Source organism: Chitinophaga sp. H8 (assembly GCF_040567655.1).
In the GTDB taxonomy this organism is placed as follows: domain Bacteria; phylum Bacteroidota; class Bacteroidia; order Chitinophagales; family Chitinophagaceae; genus Chitinophaga; species Chitinophaga defluvii.
The window spans coordinates 1,770,974-1,794,631 of record NZ_JBEXAC010000002.1; the positions used below are offsets into that span (position 1 = coordinate 1,770,974).

The 23,658-nt window shown below is 43.5% G+C and carries 21 protein-coding genes; 20 read left to right on the forward strand and 1 reads right to left on the reverse strand.

Going from position 1 to position 23,658, the window contains the following annotated elements; all coding sequences use genetic code 11:
- Positions 1–48: 48 nt before the first annotated feature.
- Positions 49–1,911 carry a M1 family metallopeptidase gene (locus ABR189_RS21085; RefSeq protein ID WP_354662458.1) on the reverse strand — a complete coding sequence of 621 codons (1,863 nt, stop codon included), beginning with the start codon at positions 1,909–1,911 and terminating at the stop codon, positions 49–51.
- Between the two features lie 262 nt (positions 1,912–2,173).
- Here ABR189_RS21085 and ABR189_RS21090 point away from each other — a divergent pair, with 262 nt between their 5' ends.
- From ABR189_RS21090 to ABR189_RS21185, 20 genes are all read left to right on the forward strand, one after another.
- Positions 2,174–2,977 carry a LytR/AlgR family response regulator transcription factor gene (locus ABR189_RS21090; protein ID WP_354662459.1) on the forward strand — a complete coding sequence of 268 codons (804 nt, stop codon included), beginning with the start codon at positions 2,174–2,176 and terminating at the stop codon, positions 2,975–2,977.
- Positions 2,978–3,050: 73 nt separating this feature from the next.
- Entirely contained in the window at positions 3,051–5,948 is a 2,898-nt protein-coding gene (locus ABR189_RS21095; protein ID WP_354662460.1) for a sensor histidine kinase, read from the forward strand.
- A gap of 155 nt (positions 5,949–6,103) precedes the next feature.
- Positions 6,104–6,280, forward strand: coding sequence for a class IIb bacteriocin, lactobin A/cerein 7B family (locus ABR189_RS21100; RefSeq protein ID WP_354662461.1), 177 nt, complete (start codon positions 6,104–6,106; stop codon positions 6,278–6,280).
- Between the two features lie 44 nt (positions 6,281–6,324).
- Positions 6,325–6,498: a hypothetical protein gene (locus ABR189_RS21105; RefSeq protein ID WP_354662462.1), complete on the forward strand. Its 174-nt coding sequence runs from the start codon at positions 6,325–6,327 to the stop codon at positions 6,496–6,498.
- 40 nt (positions 6,499–6,538) lie between these two features.
- On the forward strand, positions 6,539–6,715 hold the full coding sequence (locus ABR189_RS21110) for a class IIb bacteriocin, lactobin A/cerein 7B family (protein WP_354662463.1): 177 nt from the start codon (positions 6,539–6,541) through the stop codon (positions 6,713–6,715).
- Positions 6,716–6,762: 47 nt separating this feature from the next.
- Entirely contained in the window at positions 6,763–6,939 is a 177-nt protein-coding gene (locus tag ABR189_RS21115; RefSeq protein ID WP_354662464.1) for a hypothetical protein, read from the forward strand.
- A gap of 792 nt (positions 6,940–7,731) precedes the next feature.
- Positions 7,732–8,877 (forward strand): HlyD family secretion protein, encoded by a 1,146-nt coding sequence (locus tag ABR189_RS21120; RefSeq protein WP_354662465.1) that lies wholly within the window; start codon positions 7,732–7,734, stop codon positions 8,875–8,877.
- Positions 8,878–8,887: 10 nt separating this feature from the next.
- A complete protein-coding gene (locus tag ABR189_RS21125) occupies positions 8,888–11,062 on the forward strand; it encodes a peptidase domain-containing ABC transporter (protein ID WP_354662466.1) in 2,175 nt (724 codons plus the stop codon).
- A 54-nt stretch (positions 11,063–11,116) separates the two neighbouring features.
- The gene (locus tag ABR189_RS21130) at positions 11,117–11,362 is read left to right on the forward strand and encodes a hypothetical protein (RefSeq protein WP_354662467.1); all 246 of its coding nucleotides are present in this window, start codon (positions 11,117–11,119) and stop codon (positions 11,360–11,362) included.
- A gap of 95 nt (positions 11,363–11,457) precedes the next feature.
- Entirely contained in the window at positions 11,458–11,625 is a 168-nt protein-coding gene (locus ABR189_RS21135; protein ID WP_354662468.1) for a hypothetical protein, read from the forward strand.
- Positions 11,626–11,664: 39 nt separating this feature from the next.
- Entirely contained in the window at positions 11,665–11,829 is a 165-nt protein-coding gene (locus ABR189_RS21140) for a hypothetical protein (protein WP_354662469.1), read from the forward strand.
- A gap of 199 nt (positions 11,830–12,028) precedes the next feature.
- On the forward strand, positions 12,029–12,577 hold the full coding sequence (locus ABR189_RS21145; protein WP_354662470.1) for an RNA polymerase sigma factor: 549 nt from the start codon (positions 12,029–12,031) through the stop codon (positions 12,575–12,577).
- A 78-nt stretch (positions 12,578–12,655) separates the two neighbouring features.
- Positions 12,656–13,624: a FecR family protein gene (locus ABR189_RS21150; RefSeq protein WP_354662471.1), complete on the forward strand. Its 969-nt coding sequence runs from the start codon at positions 12,656–12,658 to the stop codon at positions 13,622–13,624.
- A gap of 277 nt (positions 13,625–13,901) precedes the next feature.
- Positions 13,902–17,390, forward strand: coding sequence for a SusC/RagA family TonB-linked outer membrane protein (locus ABR189_RS21155; RefSeq protein WP_354662472.1), 3,489 nt, complete (start codon positions 13,902–13,904; stop codon positions 17,388–17,390).
- Between the two features lie 24 nt (positions 17,391–17,414).
- On the forward strand, positions 17,415–18,812 hold the full coding sequence (locus ABR189_RS21160) for a RagB/SusD family nutrient uptake outer membrane protein (protein ID WP_354662473.1): 1,398 nt from the start codon (positions 17,415–17,417) through the stop codon (positions 18,810–18,812).
- 24 nt (positions 18,813–18,836) lie between these two features.
- Entirely contained in the window at positions 18,837–20,054 is a 1,218-nt protein-coding gene (locus tag ABR189_RS21165; protein WP_354662474.1) for a redoxin domain-containing protein, read from the forward strand.
- Between the two features lie 39 nt (positions 20,055–20,093).
- Positions 20,094–21,269, forward strand: coding sequence for a peroxiredoxin family protein (locus ABR189_RS21170; RefSeq protein ID WP_354662475.1), 1,176 nt, complete (start codon positions 20,094–20,096; stop codon positions 21,267–21,269).
- Between the two features lie 13 nt (positions 21,270–21,282).
- Positions 21,283–21,822, forward strand: a complete 540-nt coding sequence (locus ABR189_RS21175; RefSeq protein ID WP_354662476.1) for an SRPBCC family protein — start codon at positions 21,283–21,285, stop codon at positions 21,820–21,822.
- Between the two features lie 266 nt (positions 21,823–22,088).
- Complete coding sequence (locus ABR189_RS21180; RefSeq protein WP_354662477.1) at positions 22,089–22,613, forward strand: RNA polymerase sigma-70 factor; 525 nt, start codon at positions 22,089–22,091, stop codon at positions 22,611–22,613.
- Positions 22,614–22,713: 100 nt separating this feature from the next.
- Positions 22,714–23,649 carry a FecR family protein gene (locus ABR189_RS21185; RefSeq protein ID WP_354662478.1) on the forward strand — a complete coding sequence of 312 codons (936 nt, stop codon included), beginning with the start codon at positions 22,714–22,716 and terminating at the stop codon, positions 23,647–23,649.
- The last annotated feature ends 9 nt before the right edge of the window (positions 23,650–23,658 follow it).

Sequence of the window (23,658 nt, forward strand, 5' to 3'; positions counted from 1 at the left end):
CCCTCCTTTAAACTGGCTGCATGGATAGCTAAAGGAGGGCAGCACAGATTATTTCAATATTTTTTTCAGTGCCTCCTGTGCAATGGGATGATAGTTTTGGTGGTATTTCGCATAAAGTGCTTTGGCCATTTCCTGGTTAGCAGGTGTTTTCATCATCTCGCCGTACAGCGGCTGTAAAAACTTGCCTCTGCCCACATAGCGCAAGAATTGTTCCATCGCAGGATATGCGGCCTTATAATTGGCGGCAATTGCCATTACAAACCATTGGTCGGCTATCTCACTGTTGCCTGTTTTGGTAAAGTGGAATGCACCGTCCAGTTGCTGCATCTGCTCTAAAGATAAGGGCTGCGGCATTTTGCGTAAAAAATGCAGCCACTCCTGGGTACTCCAGTTTTGTGTAGCCAGCTGAGCAGGAGGGGTGGCCTTCAGGAACTGTGCCCGGGCTTCATCTACTTTCTGGAAACGCTCCTGGTCTACCCGCGGACAATTGGCCGGTATGCCAGGACCATATACCCAGGCCTGTATATCTATTTTATTAGACAGCGCGGTATCTCCCTTTATCAGATTGGCATCCAGATATTCCAGGAACTGGGCGGTATTCATGGTTTTGAAGGCATATGTATCGAAATAGGTCTTCAGAAAGCGGTCAAACTTTTCCCGGCCTACAACGGTTTCTATCAGTTTTAGGAAATGAGCGCCTTTCTCATAGGCAATGCTGGTAAAGCTGTCGTCCGCACTCCGGCCTTCCAGGTTTAATTTCAGCCAGGTATCCTTACTGTCTTTACCGATAGCAGCTACTTCTGCTACCAGATCCTGGTAGCCCAGTTCCCATAGCATGTCGGAATAACTTTTGCCCATCATAGCTTCCATAATGCGGCGCTCGAAATAATCAGTAAACCCTTCATTTAACCAGAAGTCGCTCCAGGTGGCATTGGTAACCAGGTTCCCACTCCAGCTATGTGCCAGCTCATGGGCAATAAGGCTGGTGAGCGACCGGTCGCCTGCTATTATCGTAGGAGTGCAGAAGGTAAGCCTTGGATTTTCCATCCCACCTATAGGGAAGCCCGGTGGTAATACCAGTACGTCATACCTGCCCCAGCGATAAGGGCCATACAGGTTTTCGGCAGTATGTACCATTTTGCCTACCTCTTCAAATTCATATCGTGCCTTGTCTATCATGGCAGGCTCTGCATATACCCCGGTACGTTCATCTATTTTACGGAAAGTAATATCTCCTACAGCCAATGCCATCAGATACGCCGGGATAGGCAGCTCCATTTTAAAATGGTAGATACTGCTATCATTTACTGCCTGTGGGTTTTCAGCACTCATCAGTGCCAACAGTCCTTTAGGGGCAGTTACACGCGCATTATAGGTGTAGCGGATACCAGGCCCATCACCACAGGGAATCCACGTGCGCGCATAAACGGATTCAGATTGTGTATACAGGAAAGGATGTTTTTTGCCCAGTGTTTGCTGTGGTTGCAGCCATTGTAGCGCCGTAGCATTTTTCCCGGTTTTATACCAGATCGTTACCGTCTTACTGTTAGCCGATACCGGAATATTCAACCGGCTGCCCAGGTAAGTAACAGGGGCATCCAGGGTATGCGGTACCAGCTTGCCATCTACGGTGGTGCTGTCAATGCTCAGCTCGTAGGTGTCCAGTTGTAATACAGGTAACTGGTGAGGGTTGTCTATGGCCCAGGTAGCATGACCACTGATCTGTTGCTGTTCCATATTTACCTGTATGTCCAGGTCAAGATGTTTTAATAGGATACTGTCCGCATTGGATTGGGTGTGCGTATCTTTTACAGTCGTATCTGTGGTGGCAGACGCCTTCTTTTCAGCCGTTGGATTGTTGCAGGCCATCATGGCCAGGACAGATAGTCCGGTTAGCAGGTTGTATTTCACTTGAAAGAGTTTACTTGTTTAATGGTTTAGATATCATGTACAGGCCGTTCAATATAACCATTTTTTATAAAATGAGCCAATGGTTGTGATAACCGGCACTGGCTTTTATAGTTTTTATTTATTAAATTGCTGTACTGTATTTAGCACTAACTTATTATTGCAACCATCATGTTACCCGTATGTCGCACACAATAACCCAGCATTTATTTTTCTGCGCATATGTCATAGTGAAAGTTTTAAATATCAAATAGCGGAAGAGCCTATGTCTTATGTACCAGATCAACCAATCAGTATCCTGATAGTGGACGATGAAAAAGAAGCTTGCAAAAATCTCAGGAACCTGATCACAGACTATGTCACCATTCCGGTGCAGATAGCCGGTATAGCCCATACTACTGCCGAAGCAGCCACACTGATCGCTGCCGAAAGTCCGGATGCTGTTTTCCTGGATATTAATATGCCGGGAGATAATGTTTTTGAATTCCTGGAACAGTTGTCACCGCTTACTTTTGAGATAGTGTTTGTAACAGCCTATGATGAATATGCTGTAAAAGCTTTCAGGTTAAATGCAGTAGACTATCTGTTAAAGCCAATAGATATCCGGGAGCTGATAAATGCAGTGCAGAAACTGGCAGAAAAGCTACACTTTAAAAAAGGGGCTATATCCGGAATGATCCCACCGCCCACCTTTTTAGCACCTGGCCGTAACGGGAAAATTCAGCAGATCACCCTGAAGGATAATAATTGTATCGAAGTAGTAGATCTCAAAAATGTAATATATATAGCTGCCAATGGAAGCTATTCAAATGTTTTCTTTATCAGGGGAGACCAGGTCAAAGAAGTGATCATGAGTTATTCTATTGCAGATTACGAAGAGTTGTTGCCCCCTTCCTTATTTTACCGGATACATAAATCGTACCTGGTTAATTGTATGCATGTAAAACAGATTATCAGGAAAGATAACCTGGCAGTGAATATCCATGATAAGTTCCAGCTGCCCATTGGACGCAGGCGATATACCGGATTGATGACATTCCTGCAGCATAATAATTTCCAGGATGTATAGACATTTATTGGTCATAATAATACTTGTGGGTTTGTTAAGCTGCTTTAACCCCTGTTACAGCCAGCCTTTTCCAATGATTCATTATACTACGGAAAATGGACTACCTAGTAATACCGTATATGATGTATATAAGGATAGCAAAGGATTCTTATGGTTTGGTACAGACAAAGGCATTACCCGCTATAATGGTATCCGGTTTGAAACCTTCACTACTTTTGATGGGCTGCCGGATAATGAAGTGTTTTGCATCCGGGAAGACAACCAACATCGCCTGTGGCTGTTAACTTTCACCGGAGGGGTATGCTACTATGATAAAGGTGTTTTTCATACGGCCCAACAATCTTCTTTGCTGCAATGGCCGTTTCCACATGTTGGTATTGCACAGCTTACACTGGAATCCGATAGCAGTATTACCGTCAATTTTGATAAGGAAGGTTTTTTTGTAAATATCTATGGAGAAAAATTTACCACCCATTCCTTGAATGAAATGAAGGAAAAGGCAGGAATTCCTTCCTTGGTATATCTCCGGAAAATGTCGGGCAGTACCTATGAACTGTGTGGGGATGACAAAAAGGTATGGATAGATACTACTTATCAGGTTCTGAGAACAATAACCGCGCCTTTCACCTCACCCTATTATTACTTTACAGGGCGACAAAGTGGATATGTTGCCACCGCAAATGGGGTATATACCCTGGACGGAACATTATTACAGGCAGCAGGGCAGCACCAGTATAAAAAGAGTAGCATCAAACATTTTTACCAGGATCAGAAAAATACTTTGATAGGAACACATGATCACGGTCTGGTCATCAACGATAATACCAACATACTTACAACTGCTAAAATAACCGGCATTGCTCAGGATCATGGAGAACATTACTGGATCAGCACCTTGCAGGATGGCGTTTGGTTGTTCAGCCAGGACTTTACAATGGAAAAGGCTTACAGGAATCTGTATGAAGGTACCATAAGGTATGCTTTTGTACATAAAGAGATATTATACTATACCCCCACAGATAATAACCTGTACCGGCTGGAGCAAGGTAAATCATCCTGTATATTTAATTACTCCAAACACCAGGAACAACCAGTGGCCAATTTTGATGAACCTGGATACCTGGCGGATGACCAGGGAGCGTATCACACTTTATATGGAAAAGATCATTATGAAATAGATGCATGGAATAGTACGTGGCCTGTGCCAAAACATACCAGCATTTTTTCAAATGATGCACAGGATACGCTTAAAAATATCAGGAATGAAGGCACGGGGATAAAATATATTTTTAGTACTCCTTCTTATATCTACCTCTTACAAGGAGGCTACCGGATTGTAAGGATTGATTCCAAAAGAACAATACGGACCGGTGCTACCTGGTTTGAAGATACAGGCCTGAATAGCAGCAGGCAGCGGATCTATGCGATGGCTAAAGATAAGGACCAGGCTATTTGGTATAATACGATAGACAGTATGTTTAAAGTGGTAAATCAAAAGCCTGTTTACCAGCCGGCATTCAAAAACAGGGCATTTAAGTATTTTACTTTTATCGATTCCAGCCTGATCGGATTTACGCATAAAAATGAGCTGATTATCTGCAGTAACCTGAACGGAAAGATGAAAGCAGATACTATTACGGATCGCAGCTGCATCTGGAATCGTATGTACACACTGGATAACAGGCATATACTGATCAGCACCAATAACCGTTATCGTATACTTACCTTATCAGCTGCCAGGGATACTTTGATCAGCCAGCTGAGAATAGTAGAAGACCTTTTTGTACCACTACAGGCAGAATATATCGTTTCGGATACTACCAACTGTTATTTTTTTAAGGCCGGAACAATAACCAGCTTTACCATCAATCAACTGCTGAAAACACCGGAAGCACCTGCAGCTGTACTTAAATACTTAAATGCCGGTAAGGTAGCCTATGATGGAGCAACCGGAAAGATGGAAGTGCCTTATACAGCAAGACGGTACCTCAGGATAGGGGTCACCGCTTTGTCGTTCAACAGCCGACGGGTGATCTACGAATACAGCATGTCTAAAGGATATGCCGAGGACAACTGGTTGCCACTGAAACAGGAAGATATGTTGTTGCCTGTACCGGGTTATGGCGATTATACCTTGAAAGTAAGATGCAGGAGTGCTTCCAGCAAATATAGCCAACCGTTGGTAGTGCGACTTACCATAGGAGAGCCTTTCTGGATGGCATGGTGGTTTATGTTACTTGCAGGAGGTTTGGTTATTTCATTGTTATGGAATATTGCAAGATACCGGATGGGATATGTCATGCGAAAAAGAGAACGGGCACATGCCGCAGAAATAAAGTTTTTAAAATCAGAATACAAAGCGCTGAACGCATTGATGAATCCCCACTTTATTTTCAATAGCCTCAATAACATCCAGGGCCTGATCAATGAGGATGATAAACGTTCTGCTAACGAATATTTACGCGTGTTTTCCAACCTGATCCGGCAGAATATGCACAATATCTCAAAAGAACTTATTCCACTGCAAAAAGAAATAGACCTGGTCGTAAACTATCTCAAATTTGAAAAATTGAGATTCAGTGATTGTCTGAACTATACCATTGATATTGACGATGATGTTGATCTGGACAATATATACATCCCCCCGCTGTTAATACAACCATTGCTGGAGAATAGTATCCAGCATGGGCTTTTACCCCGCAGATCAGCAGATAATATGCTAAGCCTGCGTATACATGAAAAAGGAGCTATGCTTTATATCATTGTAACAGACAATGGAATTGGTATACAGCAATCCCGGAAAAATGCACGTGCTGGCCATACATCATTTGCATTGGATAATATTGAAAAGCGCCTGCGGCAACTACGGCTGATGCATGGCAGTAACATTACCCTGCACTTAGAAGAGCTGACCGATAGTACAGGTGCTGCTACTGGTACTACCGCTACTATCAGTATTGACGTGGAATAGTTTGTGCCCCCCGCCTCCTTAAATTTTTTTTTTTCTACAGTACGGTATTGCGGACACCCCGCTTATAATTTTGTATGCATAAATCATTTGCGCAAATAAGGGGATGCCGAAAACCTGCAACAGAGTAGGCACTTAACAACTAATATTCATTCATTATGACAAAGTTATCTCTTGAGGAATTTGGTGCCATAGAATTGGACCAGCAGTCATTGGAGGAAACCAATGGTGGCATCCTGCCTGCATTAGTAGGTGCGTTGGCCGGTATTGCATTACTGGGCATGTACGAAGGTGGTAAAGCATTAGGTAAAATGCTGTACAACGAATTACACTAATCATACCACGGTTTTATTTTTTAACTCCTTACAACTTTATCAACATGGAAGCAACACTGAACATTGCAGGTTTTAACGAAATTACTATGGATGAACAAATGGCTATTGATGGTGGTATCAGCTGGAAAGCTGCCGCAATCATTGCTGTAGGTTGCGCATTTCCTGTAGTAGGTCTGGGCATTGCTGTAGGTTATCTTACAGAAGCTGCTAACCACTAATAGTAATAATATTTGATCTCACCTTTTATATTCATTCATTATGACAAAGTTATCTCTTGAAGAATTTGGTGCCATGGAAATGGACCAACAGTCCATGGAAGAAACCAATGGCGGTATATTACCCGCATTAGCAGGTGCTGCAGCTGGCATTGTACTGCTGGCCATGTACGAAGGTGGTAAAGCATTAGGTAAAATGCTGTACAACGAATTACACTAATCATCCACCCGTTTTTTATTTTTTACACTCCTTACAACTTTATTAACATGGAAGCAACATTAAATATTGCTGGTTTCAACGAAATCACACTGGACGAACAATTAGCTATCGACGGTGGTAAATTCAGCTGGAAAGCTGCTGCTATCATCGGTATAGGTATGGCATTTCCTGTTGTTGGACTGGGAATTGCTGTAGGCTATCTTACAGAAGCAGCTAATCACTAGGTTATAACATCTCCACTATGGCTGACTAAAAAGACTATCTCTGACAGGATATGTAATGCAGCTATCTCTCTGCGCCCACGCACTGATATAACTACATTAGGCTTTTTAGTCAGCCTTATGGATTTAAATAATATGGATATGAATAATAAAAAGAACATGACTAAAATGGAACTCGTTAGTTTTCTTGTCCCCCTGTCCTTCTTCGTGGCCTACATCACAGTGGACGTTTTGAAAGCAGTGATAAAATACATGAACAGGTAGCCCTGGTTCATGATATAGTAGTTGATAATTGTAGCTGCTGTGAAGCAGCAATACCCTCACTATGTACCATGAAATAAGATAGTTAACCCACCATTTCTTACCTGTACTCCTCTGAAAGCCGGCATTTTTTGCTGCAGATATTGCTTTGCCTACCGTTAATAAATAAAACGCTACCGTTCCTTGGTTTTTTTTGGGAATCTCTGCTCGTGAATTCTATATTAGCAGGGCTTGAGTAGCACACATTGCCACTAACTTTATTGTTAACGAAAAACCGAAAAATGATTGTTATGGTTAACCGATTCATCTATTCATTTTCACTGGAATAGGTATAGTATACCTGAAGTTATTAACCCGTAAAAAGAAATTTATTTACTGAATTCATTTTGCCATGGTTTGTTATACCCGCTGGAACAATATTTAAGGGAACGCCATTGTTTGTTACCCTTTTTTTGTATCCATGCGTACATATGTTAACCCATATGTTATACCCGGCGTGAATTCTCCATTTTTTATTCTTAAACAGTTTTTAGCATGAAAGAATTAATTCCTGCTGAAGCGGTGTCGTATGCGGCTATCACATACCATCGGAAGATAGCCGTGCGCAGTCAGGTTATCTACAGCGTTCTTTTGCTGGCTGTAATAGCAGCATTGGTCAGTTTGCCTTTTATTTATGTAGACATTGGCGTCAAAAGTAGCGGTATCCTGCAAAGTAATCTGGAGAAACATATTATCAGCGCGCCTGTTAGCGGGCGGGTGGTAAAGTATAATCTCCAGGAAAACAAAAAAGTAGCACCGGGAGAAATACTGCTGGCGGTTGCTTCTGCCGGTATCGAAGCACAACAGGGATTCCAGGAAGGTCGTATGAAAGAGCTGCAGATGTATCTCGCAGATGTAGATCGTTTACTGTCAAATGGGAATGCGCTCACTCCTCAATATGTAGCTGGCCAGCAACAATACCGTGCCCGCCTTACTGAGGCAGATAACAGGCTGCAGAAAGCGCAGATCGATTTTAAACGTAATGAAACTCTATGGAAAGAAAAGGTGATTGCACCTGCGGAATTTGAAAAGATTGCGCTGGAATATAAGCAGGCACAAGCGGCTTATGAACTGGTACAAAGAGAACAGGTGACAGGATGGCAGGCGGATGCCCGTAAATACCGGGAAGAAATGAAAGACCTGGAAAGCAAGCAAACACAACTGGCACAGGACCGCCAGAGTTATACGATAGCTGCACCCGTAAAAGGCGCATTGCAGGAAGTAGTCCCCCTGCCCCCTGGCAGCTTTGTGTTTGCGAATCAAAAACTGGGCACTATTACGCCAGACACCGGATTGATTGCTTTACTCCACATTTCCCCCCGGGATATAGGCCTGATAAAAGTAAACCAACGGGTGAAAATGCAGATTGATGCTTTTAACTACAATGAATGGGGAACTGTTACCGGCCGGATAAATGAAATTGCAGCAGATGTTACCGTACCGGAAAATGGACAAAGCCCTTACTTCAAAGTAAAATGCCAGCTGGACAAAAATAACCTGCAACTGAAAAACGGTTATAAGGGAAGCCTCTCAAAAGGTATGACCCTGAGAGCAAACATGATCGTAACCAGGAGAAACCTTTATCAGCTATTGTATGATAAGGTGGATGACTGGCTGAATCCTCAACGTAGCACTATTTAATTTGTAAGGTATGAGTATAAAGGTAAAGCAGAGAGATATGATGGATTGTGGTGCCGCCTGCCTGGCGTCTGTTGCAGCGCACTACAAATTACAACTGCCCGTAGCCAGAATCCGGCAGTTTGCACAAACAGATACCAAGGGTACGAATGTGCTGGGTATGCTGGAAGCTGCAAAGAAATTAGGCTTTGAGGCGAAAGGGGTAAAAGGACAGGTAGACAGTCTGCCCAAAATACCATTGCCGGCCATTGCGCATGTTATCGTAAAAGAAGTATTACATCACTTTGTAGTGATCTATAAAATCACCCCAAAGGAAGTGACCGTCATGGATCCGGGTGATGGGAAAATGCATAAGTACAAGCTGGAAGAATTTGCCAAAATGTGGACAGGGGTACTGGTATTGCTGCTACCATCAGCGGATTTTAATACCGGTAATGAAAGCGTATCACTGGGCAAACGGTTTATGGGATTGTTAAAACCGCATAAGGCGGTGCTCACACAGGTACTGGTAGGAGCAGTGGTATATACGATATTGGGATTGTCTACCGCTATCTACATGCAGAAAATAACGGATAATGTGCTTGCGGAAGGAAACACTAATCTGATGAATGTATTGAGCGTGGGTATGATCCTGATACTGGCCCTGCAAATCCTTATGGGAGTGCTGAGATCCGTATTTACAGTAAAAACCGGACAACAGATAGACCTGGCCCTGATCCTGGGATATTATAAGCACCTGCTACGATTGCCACAGCAGTTTTTTGACAGTATGCGCACCGGCGAAATTATTTCACGTATTAATGATGCCGTGAAAATACGTACGTTCATCAATGATATTGCTATTAACCTGGCAGTAAATATCATGATCGTTGTATTTTCCTTTGTATTGATGTTTACCTACTATTGGAAACTGGCGTTGTTCATGCTCTCGGTTATCCCGTTATACCTGTTGGTATATGTGATCACCAACAAACTGAATGTTAGTATTCAGCGAAAAATGATGGAAGATGCAGCAGACCTGGAATCACAGCTGGTAGAGTCTGTAAATGCAGCAGGTACGATCAAACGCTTTGGGCTGGAAGAGTTCTCCGACCTGAAAACGGAAACACGTTTTGTGAAACTGCTGGACAGCATCTATCATTCTTCTATGAATAGCCTGTTTGCAAGCAATAGTACGGAACTTATTTCCCGATTGTTTTCTATTATCCTGCTATGGGCAGGTACAGGTTATGTACTCGGTAATCAATTAACGCCGGGGGAACTGCTGTCATTCTACGCTTTGATCGGTTATTTTACCGGTCCGGTAGCTTCTCTGATCAGCAGTAACCGCGCCTTCCAGGAAGCGCGTATTGCAGCCGACCGTTTGTTTGAGATTATGGACCTGCAACAGGAAGAAACCGGCCGGAAAATTAAATTAACCAGGGACATGATCGGTGATGTACGCTTTGAAAAAGTATCATTCAGATATGGTAGCCGCGTGAAGGTCTTCAACTCCCTGGACCTGCTGGTAAGAAAGGGCGAAGTAACAGCAGTAGTGGGAGAGAGCGGTTCCGGAAAGTCTACCCTTGTAAGCCTGCTGCAGTATATATATCCTATACAGGACGGACACATTTACATCGGTGATTTTGATATCCGCTATCTGGAAAATCAATCGCTGCGCCAGCTGGTGAGTGTAGTGCCTCAAAAGATAGATCTCTTTGCAGGAAATGTAGCTGAAAACATTGCGATAGGAGAACTGGAGCCGGATTATAACCGTATCGTACAAATATGCCAGCAACTGGGGATCATTCCCTTTATTGAATCACTGCCTAATGGTTTTGATACTTACATAGGTGAGAACGGTGCTTCCCTCAGTGGTGGACAAAAACAGCGTATTGCGATTGCCAGGGCACTCTATCGTGACCCGGAAATACTGATCCTGGATGAGGCTACTTCTTCCCTGGATACTGCCTCTGAACAGTTTGTGCAGCAAGCCATCCAGTATATGCGCAACAGAGGAAAAACAATTATCATCATTGCACACCGGCTGTCTACCGTGATGCATGCAGATCAGATCGCCGTGCTGGATAAAGGAGTGCTGGTAGAACAGGGATCACATATGAATCTGCTGGAACAACAGGGCCGGTATTATTATCTCTGGCAGCATCACCTGCCCCAAAAACAGGAAGTAGCTGCTGCATTGTATTGAGTAACCCATTCTTTCACTGAATCCTGAGTGTTATGCAGGAAAAAGTCTCCGATCATGAATGTATTTGAAACCATTGAAAAGATTAACCGTTTACATACACTGATACGCCGTAAACAAACTGGCAATAGCCGACAGCTGGCAGGCCGGCTCTCCCTGAGCAGAACTGTATTATTTGAATTGATGCGGGAACTCCGCGATATGGGAGCACCTATTGTCTATTGCCGGGTAAGGCAATGCTATTATTACGAGAAAGAATTTAATCTGTGCATACAGATTATCATGAAAGAAACAGAAGAGTAAAAAAGAAACTGAAAAAATATGCACCGTACGGAATAGCGAACACCTACCAGCTTATTTTTACAAAACAACTTTTACATCATTAAAAAATCACCAACATGCAAACATTAAATAATGCACAGGAAATGAACCTGCAACCCCTGAATGAAATAGAATTGCTGGAAATCGAAGGTGGCGTAATGCCGGATAAAGATGGCAGAGGATGTACTGAACATGGATTGCCAATATTGTTTCAACCGCCTTTCACCTTCCCAACAGGTTTTTAATTATACCGTTTATTGTTTTACCCTTAAATATTATTTGCAATGAAAACATTAACAGATCTGCAGCAATTAAATCTGCAACCTATGAGCGAAACAGAATTACAACATACCGATGGCGGTGGACTGCTGTGGGAAGTTGGAAAAAGACTGCTTAAAGAAGCAATTCGTGAAATTGGTGAACATCTGTCACCAAGACCGATTGTGTAATATCGCAATGAAGAGAATCCTCCCTTCGTATACAAAGGGATAGGTTGAAAACGGGCCAGCTCGGATAAGAGCTGGCCCGTTTATTATATAAATATCAGGGTGTTAAGATGATAGAGGTGCTTATGCCGTTCCTCAAATACAGTGCTTGTTTGCATATATAAACTGCTTTTATTTATATTTACGGTTAAACATTGGGTGTTTGAAGCAGTTGCCGGATATAGCTTTGTTGGAACTAATACAGGTGGCAGATGACAGGGCCGCTTTTGATGAGTTATACCGCCGTTATTGGCGCAAGCTATATATGGCTGCCTACGCAAAACTGCAAAATGATGCAGATGCCAAAGATTGTTTGCAGGACGTATTTGTTGCTTTGTGGCATAAGCGAAAGGAAATCAATATCCATAGCAGTGCCGAGGCATATTTATATGTGGCCCTCAAATACCGCGTATTAAACCTGATCAGAAGCCGTAATAACTATGGACGGCACCTGGACCTTTTCGCTGCCATTCCTCCCGGCGCTATGCAGGCGGCAGACGATCGGTTGGCACTCCAGGAAATACAACAGCTGATACGGGTTGCTATTGCCGAGATGCCCGAAAAAATGAGGGAAATATATCTGTTAAGCCGTCAGCAGGAACTGGGTATTGCAGATATGGCAAAACAACTTGGCCTTTCCGCTCAAACGATAAAGAACCAGATCAGTAACGCTTTGCGCCGGATTAAGGCCAAACTTTCCGGACAAGTCTGAGGCTACTCAAAATTTTTTTCTTTTCTTATGGTACCTCCCCCTTTTACAGGTGTCTTTAATAATGTAAACGGTTAAAGCGTGGATGCGAAAGATAACATAGTGCAGATCCTTCAGAAGCTGGAAACCGGAACCTGTACTCCACAAGAACTGGAACGGTTGCATGCCTGGTTTGATGCCGGCGGCGAACCGTCCACACTGGTATCCGGTGATGCTACCCTGCAATTGCAGGAAGAGATACTGCATGCCATACATCAACAAATGGAGCCAGGAGCAACCCTGGAGGAACCATTACCTAAGGTAGTGGCTATAAAAAAATGGTGGTGGGCAGCTGCGGCAGTACTGGTTGGGGGATTGTTGATGGGTGCGTACTTCTACCTTAACAACTGGAAGCAGGAAGGACATATGATCATCGTGGAAGTGGCGGCAGGTGAACAACAGGAGATCTTATTACCGGATAGTACAAAGGTATGGCTCAATGCAGGGGCCAGATTGGAATACCCGGAAAAGTTTGGGGACAGCCGTAAGGTAAGCCTCAGCGGACAAGGGTTTTTTGAAGTAAAACAGGATGCCAGCAAGCCGTTTGAAGTGAAAACCATGGAGCTGAACGTATTGGTGCTGGGCACTTCGTTCGATATCAAGGCTTATCCTACACTGGATGAAGCGCAGGTAACTGTAAAAACGGGAGCAGTAAAAGTGCTGCATCAGCAGGAAGGGCTGGATGTACTGAATGCTGGTGATCAGCTGATATTCAGCAGGGCAGCGCAACAATTCATGAAAACCAAAGTAGACGACCAACAGATAAATGAATGGGCTAGCGGCATGATCAGCCTGTCGCAGGCAGGATTTGCCGAACTGGCGCTAACGCTGGAAAACCAATATGGTGTAAGAATACGCTATAATCCGGCAGAAATGAAAAAGGATGAATATACCCTGCGCTGTAGTAAACAGCTGTCTGTAAGGCAGGTGCTGGACATTATTAACAGCATCCACCCTATTCAGTACGATATTCAGGGGAGTGATATTACCATCCATCGAAAGAACTATTAATAGCCTTATATAAAAGCATATTCTCCGTTAGCGGCAGCATAGGCCACTATAAAGGGAATACTATGCACATCCGCCTTTGCCGGTTGCAGCTGGTAAAGAATTGGAAACACTTATTTGAAATCCGGTCATCCTGTTTCTGTTTGACCCTTACAAAAAAACCGTATCTGTTGCAGCAGACACGGTTTATCAGATAATTTATACAACAGTCAAGGTGTTTTGGAGCACGCTTGATGGCTGTCGTATGCTTTTAGTTTAACACTAAAAATCAACCAAATATATGCAAAAATCGCTTACGCTAACCTTTATCCGGCGCCTTATGAGATGGAGTGCATTGGTCGTAATTTGTATCACTTGTAGTTTTAGCCTGCTTTTAGCAAGCAATGGCTATAGTCAGCTATTAACGCAAGTGAAGGTTACTGCCACTTTCGAGAACGAATCATTGGAGTCATGTATCAAAAAACTGGGAGGTACTTACCATATCTCTTTTGGATACGACCACCAGGAACTGCAACGCTACCACATCAAAAAGTTACGCTTTGTGGATGATCCACTTAATAAAGTCATACATACATTATTGCAAAATACCAACCTCACTTTCTCAGAAAAAAATGGAGTAGTACTAATTGTAAACCAACCACCCATTCCAGCAGCTATTGTACAGCAACCAGCTCCGGGAAGGTTGAAAGGACTGGTTACAGAAGCCGGTACCGGAACTCCTATACCAGGGGTTTCTGTAAAACTGGTGGGAACAAAAAAGATGTGTGCAACGAATGAAAAAGGCGGTTATGAAATGATTGTTCCTGCTGGTAACTATGCAGTACAGTTTTCCTTTATTGGTTATAAAGGAGAAGTGAAAAATAGCGTTAAGGTAATACCTGCTACTGTTGTATCCTGTGATGCTATGCTTACCGTAGAGGCATCCCGCCTATTAGAGGCAGTCGTAATAGGGTACGGTGTGCAGGAAAGACGCAGCTTACTGGGATCTGTAGGTAGTTACAAACCATCGGAAGAGAATGGACAATTACCATTATCTATTGATCAGGCTATGGTAGGAAAAATACCAGGTGTATTTATTGCTCCTTCCAGTGGTATACCTGGTGCTGCCAGTGCTATTACCATTCGGGGGCTCAGTACACTTAACAGCAAGGGAAATTCCCCGCTGTTTGTGGTGGATGGGGTGCCTGTCTATGGAATTGACAGAGACCGTAATACGGTCAACTACAGAAATGGTAGCACGGATGGGTTTTCCTATGGTGGCAACCAGGTGGTGAATGATTATACCCAGCCTTCTTCATTTGAAAAGAATCCCCTGGCTACCCTTAACCCCAATGATATTGAATCCATAGAAGTACTGAAAGATGCTTATTCTACTGCTATTTACGGCTCCCGGGGGGCTGCTGGCGTCATTTTAATTACTACTAAAAAAGGAGCACGTGGAAAAATGCGCATAGATGCACAGATAAGTACTTCTTTTAATCGCCCCCGTAAGTTGCCGAAACTCATGACCGGCGATCAGTATGCAGATTTTTATACCAACCTTTTCAACCAGAAAAAAGATACGATGGCCTTCCCTAAAGGGGTAAATACCAATTGGCTGGATGAAGTAATCCGCACGGGTATTGGTACCAACGCACAGGTATCAATGAGTGGTGGTACGGATAAAACCAATTATTTCGTTAGCCTGGGATTTGACAGGGACCAGTCTTTTATTATCAATAATGATTTCTCCCGCTACCAGGGAAGGGTAAATATCGATAATCAGATTAGTAAAGCCTTAAAAGCCGGAGTAAACATGACCCTCAGTTATGCAGACAACAATGCATTAAACGCTCAAAGTGTATACCGGAATGCTATTCAGAAAGCGCCTAATATCGCGGTTATGGACAGTACAGGGAAGTACAACTGGTTGTTCGGTAATAACCCTACAGGTCCCGAAAGTGCTACTAACCCGGTGGCAGAAGCTACCACAGGCAAGAATTTTTCAAGAGACAGCCGCGTACTGGGCAATCTGTATGCAGAACTGAAATTAACACCCTGGTTGGTAGTACATAGCGATTTTGGTACCGACTGGATCAATACGCGTTCCTTCAGCCGTATGATAGAACGTCCCAGAGTAGTGGGAGGAATTGCTAATGAATCCTTACAGCAGATGTTAAAATGGGTGGTGAATAACCGCATAGAACTCAATAAAATGATAGGCGATGATCACAGTGTCAGCGCCATGGTAGGACAAAGCTTCGAGAAATCGGTAGAATCTGTAAATGCGGTTACGGGTACAGGTTTCCTAAATGATGATGTGATGAGCATTGTGGCCGCAAAAGATAAACGGGTGGTGAATTCTGTGGAACAACGCTGGGCACAGCTGTCTTACCTGAGTCGCATTAACTACGAGTACAAACATCGTTACCTGGTTGGTATTACTTACCGGCTGGATGGTTCCTCCCGTTTCTCTGCTAATCATCGTTTTGTAGGATTCCCCTCTTTTGCATTGGGATGGGTACCCAGTCAAACTGAATGGTTGAAAAATGTAAAAGTAATTGATCAGCTGAAAGTGCGTGCGAGCGTAGGCTTTACAGGTACCGATGGCGGAAATGGATATTACGGTAACCAGGGACAATATATTATTAATGTAACAGGCGCTACATACGGCAACATTACAGGCATCGAAGTAAAACAGCCTACTAACCCTAACCTGGAATGGGAAAAAACGACGACCTATAACGCGGGGATGGACCTGTCTCTCCTGAATGGCAGGATCTCTGCTACCGTGGATTATTACCAGCGCCAGACAAAAAACGCCATCCTGTCGTCAGCTTTACCTGCTTTCATGGGCTTTACTACCCAGACACAAAACCTTGCCGATCTGAGTAATAAAGGAATTGAATTTTCTGTGATGAGCCAGAATATTAATGGAAAACATTTCCAATGGTCCACTAATTTCAATATCTCCCGCAACAGAAATAAAATTGAAAAACTGCATAAAATAAGTGAAGATGATCTGGCCCGGCAAAATGAAATTGATGGTGGCCGCTTCTGGAAAACAGGTGGCTCTGCAACCACTTTTTATCTCTATGAATGGGGAGGTGTAAACCCGGAAAACGGGCAGCCTGTTTGGGTGGATAATACGGGTAAAACTTCCGAAGTGCCTATTCAAAAGCAGTTTCCCGATGCGCCCTATGTTCATCGTAAGAATATGGGAGATGCCATGCCTACTGTATTTGGTGGATTCGGAAATACATTTCAATACAAAGGGTTTGAACTGAATGCATTCTTTTCTTTCTCCGCTGGCAACAAGATTTATAATGGTGCTAAGGCTGCGCTGTATAACTACCTGGGTAGTTCTTACACAGCTAATAATACCTACAATTTATCACCAGATTTGCTGAACTACTGGCAAAAGCCCGGCCAGATCACAGATATACCTGCGCTGATTAATAACTCTAATTTTTCTGATGTAGGTTTTGGCTCCTCCTACGATTATACACTGGACAGGCAAAACTCCCGTTTCCTCGAGGATGCTTCTTTCATAAAACTGAGATCCCTGTCCCTGTCATATAATTTTAATAAACAGCAGTTGAGAAAAATAACTTTCCTCTCTGCTCTGAAAATATTTGCGGAAGGTAATAACCTGTTGGTTATCTCAGGATATTCTGGCATTGATCCGGAAGTAAGTGCCTATGGCTCTTACGGGCTGAATATGGGATTTGATGAACTGACAATGCCGGCACCGCGTACCTGGCGTTTTGGGGTAAAAGCATCTTTTTAATATCAACAGCAAATAGGAAATAATATGAACAGCTATAAAAGACATATACATAACTATCTCCTGCCACTACTGCTACTACTGATGGGTACAGCTTGTAATAAACAACTGGATCTGAAACCGGAGAATACAATGGTGGAATCTGAATTGTTGAAAAATGAAGGTACCACAGAAAGTTTTCTGGGAGATACTTACCTGCAGTTGATGGCAGCTTGCGGAGGCAATGCATTTACTTTGCCCGACTTTTCAGCAGCTACTGCTAAAGGATATGATAACGCCATTGTTTCCGGTGATGTAGATCCCCGTGATAAGAATTACTATGGTCTGTGGGATCAACCCTATAAAACGATCAACCAGGCGAATGTGATCATTACCCAATTGGGAAAGTATGCCACCTTTGATAAAACCAGACAACAGGGATTTATCGCTGAAGCAAAGTTTATCCGCGCAATGGCATATCTGCAATTGCTGGAAATGTATGGAGATGGTGCACTGCAAAACAAACCGGAAAATATGGGGGTGCCGTTGCGCCTGGAATCTTTTGAGGGTTATGATGGCTCCCAGATTATTCCCCGGGCTACTAATGGCGCTGTTTATACACAAATCATAAAAGATCTCGATGAGGCAATTGCTGTGCTGCCTGCCGACCGGAAAGATGCACTGGACCAGGGAAGCAGAGCTACCCGTGGTGCTGCCAATGCGCTGGCAGCCAGAGTAAGTCTTTATGAAGGAAAGTATGATAAAGCAGCCACCTATGCGGCGGCGGCCATGGAGGGCAACAGGTATCAGCTGGCATCCTCATTTGAAGAACTATGGCCCAATCATGCGGAAGGGGGTGGAAGGTATCCGATCAATAAAGAAGTGCTGTTTGCATTTCCGGAAAGTTTTAATAACACCAACCGCTATAATGATAGCCACGGTATCTATTATATCTATTACACACCGGAAGCTGGTTTTATGAGTACCTATCAGGCTACTGATGAGCGTGCTACTGAATTGATGGTGCTTGGGCCCCTGGGAATAGATGCCATGCGCAAGTTTACAGATCCGAACACGAGGGATAATGTAACAATGATCCGCCTGGCAGAGGTAATGCTCACCCGGGCGGAAGCATTGGCGCGTAAGGATGGCGTGAATGCAATATCTGTTGGATTGCTGAACGAGGTATATGCCCGTGCGTTTACAAAATCTCCGGTGCCGAAAGTGTATACTGCTGCTGACTTTCCTAATGCGCAAGCACTGATAGACCGTATCCTGCAGGAACGCAAATGGGAACTGGCATTTGAAGGGTTTGCCCGCTATGATGCCATCCGCACTGGCAAACGCCCTAATCCGCTGATGCCGCCGGAAAAGTTTTACCTGCCGGTACCACAACGGGAAATTGATGTCACCAATGGCCTGATTAAACAAAGCCCCGGCTTTTAAACCAGTTAAATAAAAATGCATAATATGAAAACGTTGATCGCAGGAACTGCACTACTCCTTGCTTCTTTGAGTAGTACCGCACAACAACAGGTGGTGTTAAAAGGAACGGTAACGGGCGACCTGAAAGGAAATAATAAAATGTATTTCTACACCCGTACCATGAATGATTCCGCTATCATTGAAAACGGACAATATACCTACAGCTTTACGTTTGAAGAACCGGTAAACATTATGCTGCTGCCCGAATATGTGAAGACCCAGCGAATGATGTATGTGCCTTTCGGTATTTTGTTTGATCAGCCAGCTACCTATACTATTACTACGGATATAGAAAAAGGAATGGAATCTTCTGTGGTAAAAGGAACAGAAACCGTTGAGCTGTTGGGGGCCTATGATAAGCAGAAAAAGGCTGCCTGGAAAAAGATCAGCGAAGCCCTGAGTACCGAATTTGGGCAGCCATGGATGCAGGAAGATAATCCCCGCTATCCAGAGTTTGAAAAACGCCAGCAGGCACTGCAGCAACAATACCTGGTACCTGTTCTGGAGAAACTCGTAAAAGAGCATCCCGGATCTTATGCAGCTGCTTATACCTTACAGAGTGATGGCCGAAGTGCTTTAACTACTGCTCAGCAGGAACGGATGTATGGCATGCTGTCAAAAAAAATGCAGGCATCTAAATCGGGAAAGGATTTTTATAACTACATACAAGGCGTGAAAAATTCTGCTGTAGGAAAAAAGATAAAGGATTTTACCTTGCCGGATCCACAAGACCAGAATTTTACATTCTCCAGCCTGAAAGGAAAGTACATCCTGATAGATTTCTGGGCCAGCTGGTGCGCTCCCTGCCGCCAATCCTTTCCCCGTATGAGAGAGGTATACAGTGCTTATAAAGACAAGAACTTTGAAATCCTCAGTATTTCCATTGATCAAAGTAAACCTGATTGGCTGAAGGCGGTGAAACAGGAAAACAACCCCTGGCCTCAGGTGTTGGACAATAAAAGCATCTCTGCTTCCGGATTCGCAATAACCGGAGTGCCTACCACTTTTCTGATTGGACCGGATGGAAAAATTGTGATGAAGGAAGTGGGATTTGATCCTAACGGAAATGGGACTATGGAACAAAAACTGGCTGCCATCTTCGGATCGGCAGTGCCGGTAAAGGAGGAAAAAGCAACGAAACAACCTGATACACCAAAACAAGGGGAGGCGGTAAAAGCTATTCCCATGACACTTATGCAATAGTTAATTATTTTTTAAAACATAAATACCATCGATACGGAAATGAAACATCTTAAACGGATTACCGGCTGTAAGGCCATTGCATTATTACTGTTGGCAGGCCTGAGCGCCACCGCCCAACAGCCTAAAAAATATATCACGGTAAGTGGTAAAATTAAGTTTCCTCCTCCGGCAGAACATCAGGCCAAATTCCCTTTCCTGGTTCAAAAACAAGGGGATGACGGCCGTATCACACTGGATACCATTCATCTGAAGCCTGATGGAACATACAGTGTAAAACTGGATGCTACCCGCCCGCAATTCTATATACTGAATGAGTTTGAGTGGGACCGTCTAACTGTTTGGGCTAATAAAGATGACCTCCGTATTGATTTCAGAGGGGAGGATACCGCGAAGATAAAAATCAAAAACCCACCTTACGTCTTTATTGAAGGTAGCCAGGAAAATAACTTCCTGAATGATATCAACTTTATGAACTATCGCAACTATCAGGCTACCATTGCTATCAGCCAGTTGCAATATAAAGCATCTAAGGCCAATGATACGGCATTGGCACGTCAGCTGGGAGAACACATGATGTGGCTGTATGATGATATGGACCAACGGGTAAAGCTGGCAATACGTATGAATCAACACTCTCCGGTAGTATTATATGGACTGGATTTTATATCTCCCCGCAAGGATAAAGTATTTATCCAGGAACAGGTAGACCGCCTGGCAAAAAAATATCCCTGGTTTAAGGAAGTACAGGAAAAGAAAGCAAGCATGGCCAAAGCGGAAGCTATCGCCAAAAAAACAGCTATCGGAGCGCCTGCTATGGAGTTTACACAGAATGATGTAAATGGAAAACCAATAAAGTTATCAGACTACAAAGGTAAATATGTATTAGTGGATTTCTGGGCCAGCTGGTGCGGCCCCTGCCGTGCGGAAAATCCCAATGTGCTGGAAAACTATGAAAAGTATCACGATAAAGGCTTTGAAATACTGGGCGTATCCCTGGATGATAAAAAGGAAAACTGGGTAAAGGCGATCAAGGATGATGGGCTTACCTGGCAACACGTGAGTGATCTTAAAGGTTGGAAAAATGAAGTGGCCAAACAATATAACATCCGGGCTGTACCCAGCAATTTCCTGCTCGATAAGGAAGGTAAGATCATTGCCGTAAATCTGAGAGCAGAAGACCTGGGCAAGAAACTGGCAGAGATCTATGATAAATAAAAGACTAAGATATATGTACACCAAGAAAATAAAGAACATCGCAGCCTTTGTATGCCTGCTCACCTGTATGACCACTACTGCAGCCATCGCACAAATGCAGGCTGCCGTTAAAATTATTCCGGATTATACCCACGAAACATTTATTAAAAACTCTCCGGTAAAGATCTGGCGCGTTATACGCGATCTGCCTAAAGTGAAGGATTATAGTAATGGCACTATCACAGCGGTTACTATTAACCCTGGTGAAGATGATAAACCACCTACCCGTGAGCTTACCTTCAGCGATGGCCGGAAGCGTACGGATGAAATTGAACAGGTACATGAGTCGTATAAGTTCTTCGTATTTAATGTTAAAGAACCCAGGCCACAAGGTGTAAGCCGGGCAGTGGTAACGGCATTGGTGGAATCACTGCCGGATAAGGATGATACGTCAGTAGTACGCTGGTCTATCTACCTGGAAGGCGACAAAAAAGTGAAAAAGCCGCTGGTGGATGAATTGACCAAAGAAATTGGTCAATATGAACTGGGACTCAAAAAACTCCTGGATCAATAAGGCTTTTTCTCCCATCTATGCCATAGAACACAACAGCCTGTATCCCGTAAAAGGGGTGCAGGCTTTTTTTATAAACACAATTCCCCTTATATTCCCTCCTCAAATTGCCTGGAACGAGGTACTAGGAATTAAAAAAAAATATGAGTAGTATTGTCGAAAGGTATCTCAGACACCTGAAACCAGTTCCTGTTACTAACAGGGAGATACACCAAAATCGGGTATTACACAGTGATTTGTTCAGCTGAATAATGAAATTCGGGGAGGTCATGATGAAGGAAGATGCATTCAAGGCAATATACGAACAGTATTGGTCCAAACTTTATAGTGTATGTTTTTATACTGTGGCTTCCAGAGAAGTGGCAGAAGACCTGGTCATGGAAATCTTCTTGTCATTATGGAATAACCGGGAAAAGGTGGAAATAGACAACCTGGAACACTACCTGATAAGGGCTGCCAAAAATAAAGCCCTCAAATACCTGATCAAACAAAAAAGAAGCCAGGTACAATTGCAAAAAATGGTATATACCATTCCGGCTGAGAATGTGGTGCATGCTCCGGAAAGCCGCCTGGAGCTGAAGGAACTAAGTGCCAGTATCTCCTGTAGCCTGGGCACCTTACCCCAAAAAACAAAAGAAATATTCCTGTTGAACCGTGAAAATGGACTTACTTACCAGGAAATTGCCCACCAGCAAGGCGTTTCTGTGAAAACAGTAGAGTATCATATCTCCAAGGCACTCCGTGTACTAAACCGGCTGGGGCTAACTTTAAGTGCCCTTTTTTTCCTGAAATAAGTTTTTTTAAAAAAAAGTTCACATCTCCTTTAGGGTATCCTCCTTAAAAAGGAACTTCTTAATAGGGAATGGTGTTGGACAGCATTGCTCAATATACCGGATGAAAGTAACAAAAGCATTAATAGATAAGTTTAGCGAAGGGAAATGTACCCCTGAAGAAGAATTGGCTGTCCGCCAGTGGCTGGAAGATGGTGCCTGGCCGGATGAAGAAGGAGATGCTGCAACAGGGGAGGCCATATGGAACCGTATGCAGGAGCATCGATATCCGGATACGCCTATTATACCTATGCAGAAAAGAGGCAATGCCTGGTGGAAAATTGCAGCTGCTATATTACTCCTGTTAAGTATGGGCACAACTTCTTATTTCCTGTTGTATAAAAAACACCATACTATATTGGTAAGTACTACCAATGAAGAAAGGAAAAAGGTGGTATTACCTGATAACTCTGTTGTATTTCTGAGTAAAGGGTCTACCCTAAGGTATCCGGAAAAATTCCCTGGTGATAAAAGGGAAATATGGCTGATAGGGGAAGGTACATTTGAAGTAGCCAAAGATGCTCGTCGCCCTTTTACCGTGATCAGCGAACAGGTACGTACTACTGCGCTTGGTACTTCTTTTAAGGTAAGTGCATATCCTGGTGCACATAAGGTGGATGTAGCGCTTAGTTATGGAAAGGTAGTGGTATGCCGCGAACAGCAGACAAAAACAGATAGCGTTTATCTTGACCCTGGCGAGGCTGTGGTGTATACGCCCGTGGGTAAAACGGTAAGGAAAACAACGAATGCACAATTCAACTATAAGGAAAACGTGCTTTACTTTGATCATGCCAACATGGAAGAAGTGATCACCAAACTCGAAAACTTTTACGGAATAAAAATATTAACAGCTGATCAGCTCAGGGATGCCAAGTGGCAGGTGTCCGGCGAATTTAACAGGGAACCGCTGGATGTTGTCATGAAAAACATTGCCTTTACCTGTGATGTTAGTTATCGGATCAACCAGGATACACTTATAATAGCGCCAACGGAAAGATAATTTGACCAT